Below are 17,283 nucleotides of genomic sequence, written 5' to 3'. Positions count from 1 at the left end.
AGTCGAGATGGCTTTTGATGATCTGCGCAGCTTTATGAGCGCACTGGATGAAAACGGACAACTGCTGAAAATCACCGAACAGGTGAAAGCAGAGCCCGATCTGGCCGCGGCGGCGAACGCCACCGGTCGTATCGGCGAAGGCGCGCCCGCGCTGTATTTTGACAATGTGGAAGGGTTTACCGACGCCCGTATCGCCCTGAATACGCTCGGTTCCTGGCAAAACCATGCGATTGCGATGGGGTTGCCGCCCAATACATCGACCAACGAACAGATTGCCGAATACATCCGCCGCTGGGATACCTTCCCGGTGAAACCGGAGCGCCGCGATAATCCGCCCTGGGCGCAAAACACCGTCGATGGCGAAGACATTAACCTGTTCGACATCCTGCCGCTTTTCCGCCTGAACGACGGCGACGGTGGTTTCTATCTCGACAAAGCCTGCGTCGTTTCCCGCGACCCGACTGACCCGGACAGTTTTGACAAACAAAATGTCGGCATTTACCGGATGGAAGTGAAGGGCAAACGCAAACTCGGCCTCCAGCCGGTGCCGATGCACGATATCGCGCTGCATCTGCATAAAGCCGAAGAGCGCGGCGAAGATTTACCGATTGTTATCACACTTGGCAACGACCCGATCATTACGCTGATGGGCGCAACGCCGCTGAAATACGACCAGTCTGAATACGAAATGGCCGGTGCGCTGCGTCAGGCGCCGTACCCGATCGCCACCGCGCCACTGACCGGTTTCGACGTTCCGTGGGGTTCAGAAGTGATCCTCGAAGGGGTTATCGAAGGCCGTAAACGTGAAATCGAAGGGCCGTTCGGGGAGTTCACCGGGCACTATTCCGGTGGCCGCAACATGACCGTGGTGCGCATTGATAAAGTGTCGTACCGCACCAAACCGGTATTTGAATCCCTGTATCTCGGGATGCCGTGGACAGAAATCGATTACCTGATGGGCCCGGCGACCTGCGTGCCGCTGTATCAGCAACTCAAAGCTGAATTCCCGGAAGTTCAGGCCGTTAACGCCATGTACACGCACGGGCTGCTGGCGATCATCTCCACCAAGAAACGCTATGGCGGCTTTGCGCGCGCGGTCGGTTTACGCGCCATGACCACGCCGCACGGGCTGGGCTACGTGAAAATGGTGATTATGGTGGATGAGGATGTCGATCCGTTCAACCTGCCGCAGGTGATGTGGGCGCTTTCCGCGAAAGTGAATCCGGCGGGTGACCTGGTTCAGTTGCCGAACATGTCCGTGCTGGAGCTGGATCCGGGTTCGTCTCCGGCGGGGATCACCGACAAACTGATCATCGATGCTACCACGCCGGTCGCGCCGGATAACCGCGGGCATTACAGCCAGCCGGTACGTGATTTGCCAGAAACCAAAGACTGGGTTGTGAAACTGAATTCCCTGCTGGCGGGCCGTCAGGCCTGAGCACTAACTGACTGAGTTAAGGAGTGATTATGATTTGTCCACGTTGTGCCGGTGAGCATATCGAGCTGATGGCGGTGTCGCCGGTGAAAGGGGTCTGGACGGTGCATCAGTGCCAGCGTTGTTTATACACCTGGCGGTCAACGGAGCCGTTACGGCGCACCAGCCGGGAGCATTACCCGGAGGCGTTCCGGATGACGCAAGCGGATATTGATAATGCACCGATGGTGCCGTCGGTGCCGCCGCTTTTAGGGGAATAGTATTGGGCCCCGGACGGGGCCTCTTTGGAATCTCCGCGTCTTTTTACAACCGGCGCTGTCGCTCGCTGGCTATGTTTCAGGAACAACAGCTATTGCCGCGAAAACTTGCCGCTGCGCGGTACCTTCATTATTCCCCGCATGTTACCGGTATCACATAAATTAAAAATCATAAGAAATTAATCATATCTCATAATTGTGACTCGCTTTTAACCACTTTATAACAAGTCCTCAGGCCACCGGACGGACTGACTTTTTGAGTTTAACCCGATAAAAGACAGGACGAAAAATGACAGCGAAATTATCCGTAAAAGAAAAAATCAGTTACGGTCTGGGGGATATGGCGAGCCATATAGGTCTGGATAACGTGATTATTTTCCTGACGTTTTACTATACCGATGTGGTGGGTTTACCGGCGGTGTTTGTCGGTACTATGTTCCTTGTGGCCCGCGTGGCCGATGCGATTGTTGACCCGGCGATGGGGCTGATCGCTGACCGCACGCAAACGCGTTTCGGCAAGTTCAGACCTTATATTCTCTGGCTGGCGCTCCCGTTTGGCGCGAGTTGTTTACTGGTGTATGCCGTGCCGGAATCCCTCACGCTGACCGGCAAGATGGTGTACGCCAGCGTCACGTACTGCGTGATGATGCTGATGTATACCGCCATCAATATCCCTTACTGTTCGATGGGCGCGATCATTACGCCGGATAACAGCCAGCGTATTTCGCTACAGTCTTACCGTTTTTTCCTCGCCACGCTCGGTGGCGCGATGTCGACATTCCTGATGATGCCGCTGGCAGAAATGATGGGCGGCGGCAATAAACTCGACGGGTATTTCGGCGCAATGGCAATCATGGCCTCGATCGCTGTGGTCATGTTTTTACTCTGCTTTCTCAATACAAAGGAACGTATCAGCGCGCCGCCGACGCATGCGAATTTCCTCTCAGATCTGCGCGACCTGGTGCGTAACGACCAGTGGCGCGTAGTGGCCGCTCTGATCTTCTTTAATATCTCCTTCGGCGTCGTTCGTCTCGGCGCGATGATGTATTACGTGACGTATTATCTGGGCAACGCCAGCTATTTTATGTGGCTCCTCGCCGCGCATATTGTTGGAAAAAGCCTCGGCAGCGCGCTGGTCAAACCGCTGACCCGAAGCCGCAGCAAACTGTCGGCTTTCACGCTGTGCGCCGTTTTAACCGGTCTTCTGAGCATGGCGATTTTCTTCGTTCCGGCTTGGATTTCCCTGCTGGTCGGTATGACATTGCTGGTCTCGACCTTCTATCAGGTCACCACCACGCTGATGTGGGTGATGATGTCGGACGTGGTGGATTACGGTGAATACAAACAAGGCAAACGCATGGACGGAACCGTGTTTTCCACGCTGCTGGCGATCCTCAAAATGGGAATGGCGGTCAGCGGGGCCGTCGTCGGCTGGACACTTGGCATGAGCGGTTATGTTCCGCACGCTGCGCAGCAAAATACTGCGGCGATGCTGTCCATTATCGCGCTGTTCTCGCTGGTGCCGGGCGTGTTATCGATGTTCAGCGCGCTGTCGATGCGCTGGTACAAACTCAACGACGCCACCATGAAACACATTAATCAGTCCAAAATCACCCCGGAACACGAGCCTGAACGTCAGGCCACCTTGCATACTCAGGAGTCCGCATGAGCGAATTAATCGCCGAAAAAAACCGTATCCTCTGGCATTTCGATCAGCAAACTCTGGTGATTGAACCCTGGGGTGAAAACAGTCTGCGTGTGCGCGCGACCTGTCGTCCTGCGCTCAATGACCACCTCTGGGCACTGCTCCCACAGAATGAACAACCTCAGGCTGATATCTCCCGGGGCACCGAAACACTGACCCTGCGCAACGGCAATATCACCGCGACGGTTAACATTAAAGGCCAGCTGGCATTTTATAACCAACGCGGCGAGCTCATTCTGGAAGAGTTCTGGCGTCAGCGTTCGACGGTGGGGATTGGCGCGACGGAAAAAAGTCAGGATAAGTACATCAGTGCGCTGAAAATGGATGCGCGCGAATTCAAAGCGATTCCCGGCGGAAAGCATCAGCTGACGGTCAGGTTTGAGTCGCACCCCGAGGAGAAGATTTATGGCATGGGGCAGTACCAGCAAAACTGTCTGGACCTGAAAGGGTGCACGCTGGAACTGGCACAGCGCAATTCACAGGCCAGCGTGCCGTTTATGCTCTCCAGCCTCGGCTATGGTTTGCTGTGGAATAACCCGGCGATTGGCGAGGCGACGTTTGGCAAGAACATCACCCGCTGGGAGGCGCAGGTCACAGAGCAGATGGATTACTGGATCACCGCCGGAGACACGCCTGCGGAAATCATGCATCAATATGGCCGTGCGACCGGCACCGCGCCGCGCATGCCGGAATACGCGACCGGTTTCTGGCAGTGCAAATTGCGCTACCGCACACAGCAGGAAGTGCTGGAAGTCGCGCGCGAATACAAGCGCCGGAAACTGCCGATTTCGGTCATTGTGATTGATTTCTTCCACTGGCCAAATCAGGGCACATGGTGTTTTGACCCGGTGGACTGGCCGGATCCGAAAGCGATGGTGGCTGAGCTGAAATCACTGGGTATTGAAACGATGGTGTCGGTCTGGCCGACGGTTGACAGCCGCACTGATAACTATAAGGAGATGAAATCAAAAGGTTATCTGGTGAATACCGATCGCGGTGTGTCAGTGAATCTGGACTTCCTCGGCAACTGTACCTTCTTTGATGCGACACATCCCGGCGCCCGACAATTTGTCTGGGATAAGGTGAAGAAAAATTATTTTGATCTGGGGATCCGCACCTTCTGGCTGGATGAAGCAGAACCGGAGTATCGCGCCTATGATTTTGATAACTATCGCTATTATCTCGGGCCGGTGTTGGAAGTTGGCAATATTTATCCGCAGAAATTCGCGCAGGGCTTTTACGACGGTTTACAGCAGGAAGGCGAGCGCGAAATCGTCAATCTGGTGCGCTGCGCCTGGGCAGGAAGCCAGCGTTATGGCGTGCTGGCGTGGTCGGGAGATATTCACTCCTCGTTCCACGCGCTGCGCAATCAGATTGCCGCCGGTCTGAATATGGGGCTGGCGGGCATTCCGTGGTGGACGACGGATATCGGCGGTTTTCAGGGCGGAAACGTGAATGATCCGGCGTTTCAGGAACTGCTGATCCGCTGGTTTCAGTGGGGCGTTTTCTGCCCGGTTATGCGTCTGCACGGGTATCGCGAACCGCAAATTCAGCCGCCGGAAACGTGGCGGAATGGCATTGCGCAATGTAACAGCGGTGCGCCCAATGAAGTGTGGAGCTACGGCGAGGCAAATTATGAACTGATGAAAAGCGGCTTGTTCCTGCGTGAAAAATTGCGGCCATACATCAGTTGCGTGATGGATGAAGCGCATGAGAAGGGCGATCCCGCGATGCGCACGCTGTTCTATCAGTACCCGGATCAGGCCGAAAGCTGGCAGGTGGAAGATCAGTATTTGCTGGGTGCTGATATTCTGGTTGCGCCGGTTTTACATGCCGGTCAGCGCGAGCGTGAAGTCTGGCTGCCCGCCGGTGAAAACTGGATAGCCCTGAACGGTGAACGTTATCAGGGCGGACAGAAAATCATGGCCGATGCGCCGCTCAGCGCTATTCCGGTCTTTATTCGTGAAGGTACACAGGTGCAGGCAGAACTGGGTCTATAACCGTACATAACTTTTCGCGCGGTTATTTAAAGACTCGGGCGCGGCATAACCTTCAGCATAAAAAGCCAGAGAGTCAGTGAAGCGCACGGTAATACCACCGCCGGAGGAAGAAGCGTGTTAATGCCTCTTTCCCGGCATTCGTCAGTTATCACAAAATGGTTAACTTTTCGGGAGGATTCGGTAAGACATCCGCCGGTAATCTGATGTCATCGACAGTAACCGCAACGGTGACGATGATGATCAACAGACGTAATTTCCTCTTAGGCAGCACCGCCGTCTCGGCGATTGCCGTGATGGGGCTTTTCCCCGGGATCATTACCCGCAAGGCCGACGCGCAGGCAAAAAAAACCGAAACGTTCGAAATCGAACTGACCGATGCGCAGTGGCACCAGCGCCTCAGCGAAGCGCAGTATTACGTATTGCGTGAAGCCGGTACCGAGCGCCCTTATTCCAGTCCGCTCAACAATGAGCACCGCGAAGGGCAGTTTGCCTGTGCGGGTTGTGCCCTGCCTTTATTCTCTTCGGCGACCAAATTCGACAGCCACACCGGCTGGCCGAGTTTCTGGAAACCGCTGCCGGACGCGGCGCTGACCCGCCGGGATACAACACTGGGCATGGTTCGCGACGAAGTGCATTGCCGTCGCTGCGGCGGCCATCTTGGCCACGTTTTTGACGACGGCCCGCAGCCCACCGGTTTGCGTTATTGCATGAACGGGCTGGCGATGACGTTCAGTCCAAAAGTTTAGTTCCCGCGAGGCTGTTATGAAAACAACTGTGAAAACATCCGAAAAAAGCGTGAAGTCGTTACGCAATATCAGCGTGATCGCCGGTCTGGTGCTGGCGTCTGCCTTTGTCTTTCAAAATACCGCCTGGTCCTGGGGCGGCGCTGAACCGGCGGTGGTGATCCCCGCACCGGCACATGACGAACCGGCTGGCACATCACACAGTGAAACTGCCGTGTTTGCCGGTGGCTGCTTCTGGGGAATTCAGGGGGTGTTCCAGCATGTGAAAGGCGTGACCAGCGCGGTGTCCGGATACGCGGGCGGCGACGCGCAAACCGCCAGCTACGAACAGGTCAGCGGCGGCGATACCGGCCATGCGGAATCGGTCAAAGTGACGTTTGACCCGACGCAAATCACCTACGGCGAACTGCTGCACATTTTCTTCTCCGTGGGGCATAACCCGACCGAACTGAACCGGCAGGGGCCGGACACCGGCAGCCAGTACCGCTCGGCAGTGTTCCCGATGAACGCGGCGCAGGCGGAAGTGGCGAAAGCGTATATTGCGCAACTGAACGCCAGCAAAAGCTACAGCGATCCGCTGGTGACGAAGGTGGAAAGCAATGCGCACTTCTATCCGGCGGAGGCTTATCACCAGAACTTCCTGAATGATAATCCGGACTATCCGTACATTGTGGTGAACGATCTGCCGAAGATTAAAGATTTAGAGAAAGTCTTCCCGGCGGATTACCGGGAGAAACCGGTTCTGGTTAAACCTTAAGGTTAAGACTTTGGGCTCGCCGCCCAAACGGGCTTTACGCGCCAGCTTAGTGTAAGTTTCGGTTTTTCAATTGCGGTGATTACTCAGCGGCTCGCGCCGAAACCGACCAAAGAGGCCCAGGACGGGGCCTCTTTGGAATCTCCGCGTCTTTTTACAACACGCGCTATCGCTCGCTGGCTATGTTTCAGGTACCGCAGCTATTGCCGCGAAAACTTGCCGCTGCGCGGTACCTTCATTTCGGTATTACCCGGCCTGCGGCCTTGCCCTTCGGGTCGTCACTTCGTGACGTTGTCTCGCTTCGCTCGGCTCAAACCTTTTGGTCTCGAAACACTCATTCAACAAGCTTTCTGAAAGCGGCTGGAGGCTTCTTCAATTCAAAATCAGCCTGCATAAATCTTCCGAAGTACATCGCCTTTGGCCGCTTTCAAAACGACGTCGGGTGAGTGGTGAGAAACAGCGAGAGTCTTTTTTCGAGCAGGTTCGAACCCGAGGCGAGAGAACCGCGCAGCGGCGGCGTTTGCGGCAATAGCCGGAGTTGCTGAAACATACTTTACTAGCGGCAGCGCGGAGTTAAAAAGCGCGGGTGTCCAGAGGGCGCGCGCGTTAACGCGCCCTTTGGGCCCGTTTGGGCGGCGAGCCCAAGGTCTTGACCTTGAACGATCACCGAAACTTACACCAGATCGCCTTTAAAGGCAGCCCTTTGCAGCTGCCTCCTGCAAATCCAGAAACTCCTGAATGCATTCCATGCACGCTCCCCGTTCTTCCACATGCGGCATGTGGCTCGAATTCTCAAAAATCACCCACCGGACGTCTTTGATCCCGTCGGCAAAGGGCTGAACCACTTCGGGGGCGGCTTCGTCGTAGCGGCCGGAAATCAGCAAGACCGGTACGTTGATCGCCGGCAGACGGTCGATGATCGTCCAGTCTTTCATGCTGCCGATGACGTGAAATTCGGTCGGGCCGTTCATGGCGTGATAAACCGTCGGATCGGCGTCCATCGCGGAGAAGGTGCGTTTAACCTCTTCCGGCCACGGGTCGAGACGGCAAACGTGGCGCGTGTAGAAAACCTGCGAGGCGGCTTTGTATTCTTCGCTGTCGATCGTTCCGGCCTGTTCGTGGGCGAGCAGGGTTTCCTGCACTCCGTCAGGTAGTTCGCTGCGCAGGCGGGCGGCGGCTTGCAGCCATAATTCCATCGAGGCGGGTGAGTTGGCGATGATCAGTGCCTTCAGGCCGGCCGGCTGCGTGACGGCGTGTTCGGCACCTAACATTCCGCCCCAGGATTGCCCGAGGAGGGCGTAGTTGTCTTCGATGCCGAGATTGCGCAGGAGATTGTCCAGCTCAGCCAGAAACAGCGATGGTTGCCAGAAACCGGCCGGTTTATCGGGAAGATGCGTCGAACGGCCATTGCCGATCTGATCGTAATGAATGACCGCGCGACCCGTTCGGGCGATGTCGCGAAAGGCGTCGACGTAATCGTGCGTGCAGCCCGGTCCGCCGTGGGCGATCACCAGCGGAGTCTTGCCGCGACTGAGATCGCCGCTGATGCGGTACCAGGTCTGGTATTCCTGAAACGGCGCGTAGCCTTCAGTGATCTTGACCATTTTGTTTCCCCTGTCGGTGAATAATCTTCTCAGGGTAAACATCGGGGCGGTGCTGAACAGCTAGTAAAAAAGATAGGAAATTGGGCGGTCAGCTGTCCAGCAGGCGATAATGCAGCGCGCGAACCACCGCCTGGACGCGGTTGCTGGCCCCCAGTTTACGACCGGCAGTGTTGAGATGCAGTGTTACGGTGGCCACCGAGCGGTTGAGTTTGCGGGCGATTTCCTTGGCCGTTAGCCCTTCCGCCGCCCACGCCAGACATTCGCGCTCGCGCTTGCTCAGCCGCACATGTTTGCAGGTCAGCACGCTGGCGTCGAACAGCGGAAAGACGCACTCCTGAAACGTCAGCGCCAGCAGGCTCAGCTCCGCCAGCACATCCTGAATATCCAGTTCATGCCCCGCGCCTGTGTGTATGCCGGTCACGGTGACAAACCCGCCGTTCGGCAAATGCAGGGGTACGGTCGCGCCGCACGGCATATTGTTATCACACATGTAATGCGTGACCGGTTTGTTGAGATCGCTCAGGCGGTTTTGCAGAGACGTGTTGTCCGGCCGCTGATAGGACCACACAAACGGCGCGCAACTTTCCAGCGCGTAATGCTGCACCGGATCGACCTGGTAATAGCCACTTTCCAGCCACAATTTCTGCATGTCACCCGGCACGTTACACATCCGCAGCAAAGAGGGCGTGATCAGCTCGCCTTCCAGCGAACGCGGCACCGGCGTGTAATCGTAGATCAGGGCATCGAACCCCAAACGCGACGTCTGCGCAAAGAGGTGGTTAAACGCGCCATCCACGGTGGTTTCCCGCAACGGCGCGGCACTTTCTTTCACCGCGAGTTTCATAAATTCATCTCCGCAAGTTCCTCTTTCCGCCACGAATGTGCTGATCGGGCACCGATTTTGCTGCTGACCTGTTGTTAAGAAAAAGTTATGCAATCGCAATGCCAAATCGCCGACGGGATAAACCTAGTATTTTTGCTAACTACCGGTGAGGTTTTGCTGCGGCTAACGTAGAGCCACAGGGGAAATGACGCCTGCTCTGCACCAAAAACAGTCATTAAGAGGATTGCCATGCACCGTTACCGATTTTTGCTCTGGCGACCGCTGCAACTGCTGCCGGTTTTGCTGGGAATCAGCATTCTGACGTTTGTCATGGTGCGCGCCATTCCCGGCGATCCGGCGAGGATCCTGCTGGGCGTACGCAGCACGCCGGAAGCCATCGCCCGCATTCGTGCGCAGTACGGACTGGATCTGCCGGTCTGGCAGCAATATCTCTACTTCTTACGCAACCTGTTGCACGGCGAAATGGGGAAGTCGCTGATTTACCGCGTGGATACGCTGAAACTGATCATGTCGCGCATCGAACCGACGCTGTATCTGGTGCTGGGCAGTGTGATGCTGGCGATGCTGTTTACGGTGCCACTGGCGGCAACGGCGGCGCGAAACCGCGGGCGGCTCGCGGATCAGATGATCCGTCTGCTTTCTACCGTTGGCCTCGGATTACCGGCGTTCTGGCTGGCGATCATGATGATTTTGCTGTTCAGCCTGTCGCTCGGCTGGTTTCCGGTTTCGGGCTACGGCAGCGATTTCGGCGAGCGTTTACATCATCTGTTTTTGCCTTGTCTGACCGTGGCGCTGGCGCTGTCGGCGGTGCTGACCCGCAACCTGCGCGCCAGTTTGTTGATGGAATTGCAGAACGATTATGTCACCGCGGCCAGGGCGCGCGGGCAGAACGAGAACCGGATTTTCTGGCGGCATGTCATGCCCAATTCTCTGGTGCCGACGGTCAATCTGCTGGCGGTAAATATCGGCTGGCTGATTGGCAGCACGGTAGTGATTGAAAGCGTTTTTGCCATTCCGGGCATGGGACAGTTGCTGGTGAAAGCCATTATCAGCCGCGATTACATGGTGGTGCAGGGCGTGGTTTTGGTGTTTGCGCTGGCGACGGTGGCCGTCAATCTGGTGGCTGATTTGCTGACGGTGGCGTTAGATCCGAGGGTGAAACTATGAGCATGACCGAAAAAATAGCCACGCAGCGGTTCGGCCGTTTTCATCTGCGCGGGTTGCCGCGTCAGCAGGCGCTGCGGCTGGGTATTCTGATGCTGAGCGCGTGGCTGCTGATTGCGCTGTTTTCCCCGTGGATTGCCCCGTTCGACCCGATTGCGCAGGACGCTGCCGTCACGCTGTCGCCGCCGACTTTTGCGCATCCGTTTGGCACTGATAATTTTGGCCGCGATATTCTTTCCCGCGTGATGTGGGGCGCGCGGATTGATCTGCAAATCTGCATTATCGGCGTCATTTTTCCGTTCACCTTTGGCACGCTTATCGGCGCTTTTTCCGGCTATCTTGGCGGCGCGGTAGATACGTTTTTCATGCGCGTTATCGATGTGGTGCTGGCGTTTCCATTTCTGGTGCTGATGCTCTCTATCATCGCCATTCTCGGGCCGGGGTTAAGCAGTTTTTATATCGCGATGGCGATGGTCGGCTGGGTGTCTTACGCACGGCTGGTACGCTCGCAGGTGCTGACGCTTAAACACCGGGATTTTATTCTGGCCGCGCGCAGCCTGGGTTATCGCCATCCGCGCATTTTGCTTTTGCATCTTTTACCCAATGCGCTGACCAGTTCGCTGGTGTTCTCAATGTCCGATTGCGTGCTGGTGTTGCTCAGTGGTGCATCGGTGAGTTACCTCGGTTTAGGCGTTCAGCCGCCGCTGGCCGAATGGGGCGTGATGGTCGCCGAAGGGCAAAGTTTTATCACCACCGCCTGGTGGATAACCACGTTTCCGGGCCTGGCGATTGTCGTGCTGGCGATGAGTTTCAGCCTGCTGGCCGACGGTTTAGGTGACAAACTGGGGGAGCGCCCATGACGCTGTTGCAAGTTCGCGGTTTAACCATTGAAGACCGGCAGGGCGTGGCGCTGGTGGATAAGCTTTCCCTCACGCTCAGTGCCGGTGAAATCCTCGGGCTGGTGGGCGAAAGCGGGTCGGGCAAAACGCTGAGCTGCCGCGCAATGATGCGCCTGCTGCCGGGCGAAGGCTTGAACATCCGCGCCGGAGAAATCCGCCTGAATGACACCGATTTACTGACGCTCAATGATAAACGCATGACAGCCATTCGCGGGCGGGAAATTGGCATGATTTTCCAGAACCCGGCCAGCCATCTGAACCCGGTGATGACCATCGGGCAGCAGATTGCAGAAAGCCGCCGCCTGCATTTTGGGGCGAGCCGCCGCGAGGCACAGCGTCAGGCCGTGGAGTGGCTGCGGCAGGTGGGCATTCCCGATCCGCAGCGTCGCGTGGACAACTATCCGCATGAGTTTTCCGGTGGTATGCGTCAGCGCGCAATGATCGCCGTGGCGCTGGCCTGCGAGCCCAAAATTCTGATTGCCGACGAACCGACTACGGCGCTGGACGTCACCGTGCAGATGCAGATTTTACGGCTGCTTTGCGATCTGCGCGAGCGGCTGGGTATCGCCATTATTCTCATTACTCACGATCTCGGCGTGGTAGCACAAACCTGCGACCGCATCGCGGTGATGTACGGCGGGCGCTTGTGTGAAACCGGCGAAAAACGTCAGGTACTGGCGCAGGCGCTGCATCCTTATACCCGCGGCCTGATTGACTGTCAGCCCGCCAGCGAAGGCGGGGCGGGGCGGCTGATCACGTTGCCCGGCCAGCCACCGGTTGCGGCGCGTTTCCCGACCGGCTGCCGTTTTCATCCGCGTTGTACACACGCCACGGCGCAGTGCCATGACCTTCAGCCCGCGATGCAGACCGCTGAGTTTGCCCGCAGCCACGTTGCCGCCTGCCATCACCCTTTGCGGGTTCTCAGTCTGGTGATATCCGGGAGGGAAAATGAATCCACTTTCTGACCGGACGGCTGCGCCGGATGTGCGGCCTTACCCGCTGCTGGAAGCCGAAGATTTGTCGGTGACGTTTCCGGTATCCGGCGGGCTGGGGCGTAAAAAGCGCGTCGTGCAGGCGGTGAACGGTGTGTCGATGTACATCAATGCCGGAGAAACGCTGGGGCTGGTGGGCGAATCCGGCAGCGGAAAAAGCACACTGGGGCGCGCGATGTTGCAGCTGGAAAACGCCAGTGCAGGGCGTGTGCGCTTTAACGGGCAACTGATCACCGGCGGCGTGAAACCGGATATTGCCCGGCTTCGTCAGCAAACGGCAATGATTTTTCAGGATCCGTTTTCCTCACTGAACCCGCGTCAGACGCTGGGCGAGAGCATTGGTGAAGTGCTGCGTGTACATCAGAAAGTCGCGAAAGCAGCGATCCCGGCGCGGATTAACGAGCTGCTGACGCTGGTCGGCCTGAGCGCTGATCATGCGTCGCGGAGACCACAGGCGCTGAGTGGCGGGCAGTGTCAGCGCGCCGGAATCGCCCGCGCGCTGGCGATTGAGCCACGGCTGATTGTCGCCGATGAATGCGTCGCGGCGCTCGACGTGTCGATTCAGGCCCAAATCATCAACTTGCTGATGGATCTGCGCGAGAGCATGGGGCTGGCAATTTTGTTTATCGCGCACGATCTGGCGATTGTGCGGCGTCTCTGCGACCGCGTGGCAGTGATGTATCTGGGGCGGATTGTTGAAAGCGGCCCGACGCAAACGGTGTTTAATACGCCGCGCCATCCTTACACCGCCGCGCTGGTGGCGGCTATCCCCGAGATTGACCCCGACCGCCCGCTGCCGGAGAACTCGTTACAGGGCGAGCCGCCCAGCCCGGTTTCGCTGCCTGCGGGCTGCGCTTTTCATCCACGCTGTGCCCGTGCGCTTCCTGCGTGCAGGCAGGGCGCGGCACCCGAAACCCGGCATATTGCCGATCATGCTTTCGCCTGTGTGCTTGATGCGCCCGGTAGCGAAAGGATTTTTCCGATGACTGAAGGAATGTGACATGAAGCAAAAGCATTTTAACGTTGTGGCCGCCGGGGTGCTGCTGGCGTTGAGCCTGGTCAGCGAAATGGCGCAGGCGGCCGGGGTTCTGACCATCGGACGTCGTGAGGACAGCACGACGTTTGACCCGATAAAATCGGCGCAAAACGCCGATAACTGGGTGTTCTCGAACGTGTTTGATCCGCTGGTTCGCGTGGACAATACCGGCACCAAACTGCTGCCGGGGCTGGCGGAAAGCTGGACGATTTCGCCGGACGGCAAAACGTATACGCTGAAAATGCGCGAGGCAAAATTCTCAGACGGCACGCCGGTCACGGCTTCGGATGCGGTGTTCAGCCTGACGCGTATCCGCGATGACGCCGGTTCACTTTGGAAAGATTCGTACAGCATTATTGATACGCTGAAAGCGGACGATGCGCACACGCTGGTCATCACGCTGAAAACGCCGTCGGCAGCGTTTCTTTCCCAGCTGGCGCTGCCCAATGCGTCGGTGATTTCACAGGCGGCGCTGACCAAACAGGGCGCGGATGATTTTGCCGAACATCCGGTGGGTTCGGGCGCATTCAGCGTGAAAGCGTGGACGCGTGGCGAGAAAGTCGAGCTGGTGAAAAACCCGTATTACTGGGATGCCGCGAAGGTAAAGCTTGATGGCGTCGAGTGGCTGACGCTGCCTGACGATAATACCCGCATGCTCAAAGTGCAGGCGGGCGAAATCGATGCGGCGCTGTCGATTCCGTTCTCACGCATTTCCTCGTTGCAGAAAGACCCGAAACTGGCCGTCGAACTGGACACTTCAACGCGAGAAGATCATCTGCTGATTAACCATTCACACGGCGATCTGGGCAAAGTTGAAGTCCGGCAGGCGCTGGATTTCGCCATCGATAAAAAGTCGATTATCGACACCGTGACGTTCGGCTACGGCAAAATCGCCAATTCCTATATTCCTGACGGCGCGTTGTATCACTACGCCGGTAACTTACAACGTCCTTATGATCCCGGGAAAGCCAAACAGCTGCTGGCGGCGGCAGGCGTGAAAAACCTGACGCTGAAATATCTGGTGAACGCCGGGGATGAAGTGGACGAGCAAATCGCCGTTCTGCTGCAACAACAGCTGGCAAAAGCGGGCATTACGGCCAGTCTGCAAAAAGTGGATCCGAGCCAGAGCTGGGACATGTTAGTCGCGGGTGATTACGACATTTCGGTGATGTACTGGACGAATGACATCCTCGATCCCGATCAGAAAACCACGTTTGTGCTGGGACATGATTCCAACAACAACTACATGACGCGTTATCACAACGATAAAGTGAAAGCGCTGGTGGCCGCCGCCCGTGTGGAAATGGATCCGGCAAAACGCCAGCAGATGTATATCGATTTACAGAAAATGGCTAAAGCGGATGTGAACTGGATAGATTTGTATTACAGCCCGTACCGCAACGTGACACGTAAAAATATCAAAGACTTCCATCAGAACCCGCTGGGCCGTTTCACGCTGGAAGACACTGTTAAAGAGTAATTTCGCCTCACCGGGGAAATAATAAGAAAACTGAGATAAAAGTCTGTTTACCCCTTTTGCCCACCTTCCGGTGGGCTTTTTCTTGCCGCTGAGTTCTGCGTTTCTGCCCGCCGGTGTGTCAACCGATCCTCAACCATTACGCTGGCTTCGCTTGATTTTGAGCGCCCGCTCAAGTACCTTTCGCGCTTGAGCAAGTGCTCAAAAACTTTCTGAGGCTGTATATGTTCGTCCAAAACCGCTGGCTGATCCTCGCCATTGTCACCAGTACCCTTTTCCTGATCATCATTGATATGACGGTGCTTTACACGGCGCTGCCGCGTCTGACGCTGGCGCTGGGGGCGTCGTCATCCGAAAAATTATGGATCGTGAATGCGTATCCGCTGGTCGTCGCCGGGCTGCTTCCCGGCGCGGGTATGCTGAGTGACCGTCTCGGGCATAAAAATCTGTTTATGAGCGGCCTGCCGGTGTTTGCGCTGGCGTCGCTGTGCGCGGCTTTTGCGCCGTCCGCGGAATGGCTGATCGCATCCCGCGTGTTTCTGGCGATTGGCGCGGCCATGATGATGCCCGCGACGCTGGCGATTGTGCGCCATGTGTTTACCAATGAACGCGAACGTGCGCTGGCGATTGGTATCTGGTCGGCGGTGGCATCAGGCGCGGCGGCGCTCGGGCCGGTGATTGGCGGCGTGTTGCTGGAATATTTCTGGTGGGGTTCGGTGTTCCTGATCAACGTGCCGATTGTGGTGGCCGTATTCCCTTGTGCGCTGGCGTTGATCCCGCGCGGCAAAGGCAACCCGGAACGTCCGTGTGATTTCACCGGATCGGCGATGGTGATGCTCGGGCTGGTCGGCGTGATTTATGCGCTGAAAGAGCTGAGCAACATGAACTCTTCATGGACTGGCGTGTTGTTCCCGGCCTTTGCAGGCGTACTGTTTCTGGGGCTGTTCGCCAGAAGGCAAAAACGCGCCGTGCAGCCGATGATTGATTTTTCGCTGTTTCGCAACCGCGCTTTTGCCTGCGGCGTAGGCGTGGCGATCACCTCGATGATTGCGCTGATCGGCATCGAACTGGTACTGAGCCAGCGGTTGCAACTGGTGCTCGGGCTGACGCCATTTATGGCCGCGATGTTTATTCTGCCTATTCCGGTAGCCTCCGCGCTGGCATCGCCGCTGGCCGGAATGCTGATGCCAAAATACGGCGTCCGCAAAATCATGCTCGGGGGTTTCGCGCTTTCCGCCGCGGGAATTGTCAGCCACGCGCTGCTGTTTGAAGGCGGCACCGTGATGCAGCTCGCCAGCCTGTTTATTTTAGGTTTCGGCCTCGGCGGCGCGGTGACGGCGGCCTCGACCTCCATCATGCTGAACGCCCCGGAAGAGAAAGCCGGGATGGTCGCGGCGATCGAAGACGTGTCATGGGAAATGGGCGGCGTGCTGGGTGTGACGTTGCTGGGTGGCCTGATGACGGCAGTTTACAGCCGCAGCCTCACGCTGCCGGCCGGTATTGTGACCGGCGACGGCGCGTATGACAGCCTCGATGAAGCGCTGAATATCGCCAGCCATCTCAGCCCGGAGCATGCGACGTTAATCAGCGAGCTGGCGCGTACGGCGTTTGATCAGGCGTTTCTGGCGGTCCTGATTTCTGCCGCCACGCTGGTGATCGCCACCGTGGTGGTGCTGAAAATCGTCCTGCGTAAGCCGGTGGGCGTGCGCCAGTCTTCCTGATAAACTGCGGCCTGAGCGGTTGCTCAATGCCAGCACAGGATTGATGATGAAAGAAAATCGGGAAGCGTTGAGGGCGAAAATCCTCGACGGCGCAATCAGCCTCTTTATCGAAAAGGGGATTGAGAAAGTGACGACGCGCGAACTGACGGAATACGTCGGGATCTCGCGCAGTCATATTTATCACTACTTTCCCGACTGGCAGACGCTGTGTATCGAAGCGCTGACGGAGGTAATGCTGGCGGAACTCAAGGAGTTCACCGCAGAAATCGTGGCGCTGCCGCCGCAGGAAAAACTCCACACGCTGGTAAACAGTTATCTGCCGGACACGCAGGGTGACATCTGGCGACTTTACGGTTCGCTGTGGCAACTGGCGGCGCACAACGAGGCTTACGCCGCACTGGCGCAACTGATGGTGAGGAAATGGCTGGATTTGCTGGCTGAAATCATCAGCGCAGGTACTGAAGCGGGGATATTTCGATCCACCAACGCCGCACGCGTCACCCGCCAGCTTTCCGCGATGCTCAACGGTTACGCCGATCAGCTGATCGTCATGCCCTCAGCGGAGGTCAGGCTGGAAGCCATGGAAGATATCTGTGATTTCGTGGAACTGGTGTTGAAGAAATAAATAAAAGGCCGCCACGGATGCAGCGGC

16 protein-coding genes and 1 other RNA gene are annotated in these 17,283 nt (G+C 57.1%); 13 read left to right on the top strand and 4 right to left on the bottom strand.

The features are described 5' to 3' along the window. Nucleotides 1-7: 7 nt before the first annotated feature. The 6 genes from M2403_RS15920 to msrA all read left to right on the top strand — a co-directional run bounded on the left by M2403_RS15920 (nt 8) and on the right by msrA (nt 6,897). Nucleotides 8-1,438 (top strand): non-oxidative hydroxyarylic acid decarboxylases subunit C, encoded by a 1,431-nt coding sequence (locus M2403_RS15920; RefSeq protein WP_152326781.1) that lies wholly within the window; start codon nt 8-10, stop codon nt 1,436-1,438. A 29-nt stretch (nt 1,439-1,467) separates the two neighbouring features. Continuing rightward, entirely contained in the window at nt 1,468-1,695 is a 228-nt protein-coding gene (locus tag M2403_RS15915) for a non-oxidative hydroxyarylic acid decarboxylases subunit D (protein WP_152326782.1), read from the top strand. A 286-nt stretch (nt 1,696-1,981) separates the two neighbouring features. Beyond that, nucleotides 1,982-3,361, top strand: a complete 1,380-nt coding sequence (locus tag M2403_RS15910; protein ID WP_152326783.1) for a glycoside-pentoside-hexuronide (GPH):cation symporter — start codon at nt 1,982-1,984, stop codon at nt 3,359-3,361. Beyond that, the gene (locus M2403_RS15905; RefSeq protein ID WP_259230005.1) at nt 3,358-5,397 is read left to right on the top strand and encodes a TIM-barrel domain-containing protein; all 2,040 of its coding nucleotides are present in this window, start codon (nt 3,358-3,360) and stop codon (nt 5,395-5,397) included. The genes M2403_RS15910 and M2403_RS15905 overlap by 4 nt, the downstream gene beginning before the upstream one ends. A 203-nt stretch (nt 5,398-5,600) precedes the next feature. Further along, nucleotides 5,601-6,143: a peptide-methionine (R)-S-oxide reductase MsrB gene (msrB, locus tag M2403_RS15900; protein ID WP_259230004.1), complete on the top strand. Its 543-nt coding sequence runs from the start codon at nt 5,601-5,603 to the stop codon at nt 6,141-6,143. A 16-nt stretch (nt 6,144-6,159) separates the two neighbouring features. Continuing rightward, nucleotides 6,160-6,897, top strand: coding sequence for a peptide-methionine (S)-S-oxide reductase MsrA (gene msrA, locus M2403_RS15895; protein ID WP_254303111.1), 738 nt, complete (start codon nt 6,160-6,162; stop codon nt 6,895-6,897). A 231-nt stretch (nt 6,898-7,128) separates the two neighbouring features. On the opposite strand, the gene M2403_RS15890 is transcribed toward msrA, so the two are convergent. From M2403_RS15890 to M2403_RS15875, 4 genes are all read right to left on the bottom strand, one after another. Next, a non-coding RNA gene (locus tag M2403_RS15890) (RtT sRNA) lies at nt 7,129-7,248 on the bottom strand. Nucleotides 7,249-7,321: 73 nt separating this feature from the next. Continuing rightward, nucleotides 7,322-7,444, bottom strand: a complete 123-nt coding sequence (locus M2403_RS15885; protein ID WP_259229998.1) for a hypothetical protein — start codon at nt 7,442-7,444, stop codon at nt 7,322-7,324. 139 nt (nt 7,445-7,583) lie between these two features. Continuing rightward, nucleotides 7,584-8,498 (bottom strand): proline iminopeptidase-family hydrolase, encoded by a 915-nt coding sequence (locus tag M2403_RS15880; protein ID WP_259229996.1) that lies wholly within the window; start codon nt 8,496-8,498, stop codon nt 7,584-7,586. A gap of 88 nt (nt 8,499-8,586) precedes the next feature. Beyond that, nucleotides 8,587-9,342, bottom strand: coding sequence for a LuxR family transcriptional regulator (locus M2403_RS15875; protein ID WP_259229994.1), 756 nt, complete (start codon nt 9,340-9,342; stop codon nt 8,587-8,589). 228 nt (nt 9,343-9,570) lie between these two features. Between M2403_RS15875 and M2403_RS15870 the strand changes: the two genes are divergently transcribed. From M2403_RS15870 to M2403_RS15840, 7 genes are all read left to right on the top strand, one after another. Further along, nucleotides 9,571-10,509 carry an ABC transporter permease gene (locus tag M2403_RS15870; RefSeq protein ID WP_152326787.1) on the top strand — a complete coding sequence of 313 codons (939 nt, stop codon included), beginning with the start codon at nt 9,571-9,573 and terminating at the stop codon, nt 10,507-10,509. Beyond that, entirely contained in the window at nt 10,506-11,366 is an 861-nt protein-coding gene (locus M2403_RS15865; protein WP_208951093.1) for an ABC transporter permease, read from the top strand. The genes M2403_RS15870 and M2403_RS15865 overlap by 4 nt, the downstream gene beginning before the upstream one ends. After that, nucleotides 11,363-12,370, top strand: coding sequence for an ABC transporter ATP-binding protein (locus M2403_RS15860; protein WP_152326789.1), 1,008 nt, complete (start codon nt 11,363-11,365; stop codon nt 12,368-12,370). Before M2403_RS15865 ends, M2403_RS15860 begins: the two co-directional genes overlap by 4 nt. Next, complete coding sequence (locus tag M2403_RS15855) at nt 12,354-13,397, top strand: ABC transporter ATP-binding protein (protein ID WP_208951091.1); 1,044 nt, start codon at nt 12,354-12,356, stop codon at nt 13,395-13,397. The genes M2403_RS15860 and M2403_RS15855 overlap by 17 nt, the downstream gene beginning before the upstream one ends. Before the next feature lies 1 nt (nt 13,398). Next, nucleotides 13,399-14,913: an ABC transporter substrate-binding protein gene (locus M2403_RS15850; protein ID WP_152326791.1), complete on the top strand. Its 1,515-nt coding sequence runs from the start codon at nt 13,399-13,401 to the stop codon at nt 14,911-14,913. A 221-nt stretch (nt 14,914-15,134) separates the two neighbouring features. Then, nucleotides 15,135-16,631, top strand: coding sequence for an MFS transporter (locus tag M2403_RS15845; protein ID WP_259229990.1), 1,497 nt, complete (start codon nt 15,135-15,137; stop codon nt 16,629-16,631). A 46-nt stretch (nt 16,632-16,677) separates the two neighbouring features. Then, nucleotides 16,678-17,256: a TetR/AcrR family transcriptional regulator gene (locus M2403_RS15840; protein WP_259229989.1), complete on the top strand. Its 579-nt coding sequence runs from the start codon at nt 16,678-16,680 to the stop codon at nt 17,254-17,256. Nucleotides 17,257-17,283 lie beyond the last annotated feature (27 nt).

Source organism: Rahnella sp. BIGb0603, from assembly GCF_024808755.1.
GTDB classification, from domain to species: Bacteria; Pseudomonadota; Gammaproteobacteria; order Enterobacterales; family Enterobacteriaceae; genus Rahnella; species Rahnella contaminans.
The sequence above is the reverse complement of the archived record's forward strand: the minus strand, read 5'-3'. Positions and strand labels throughout refer to the sequence as shown.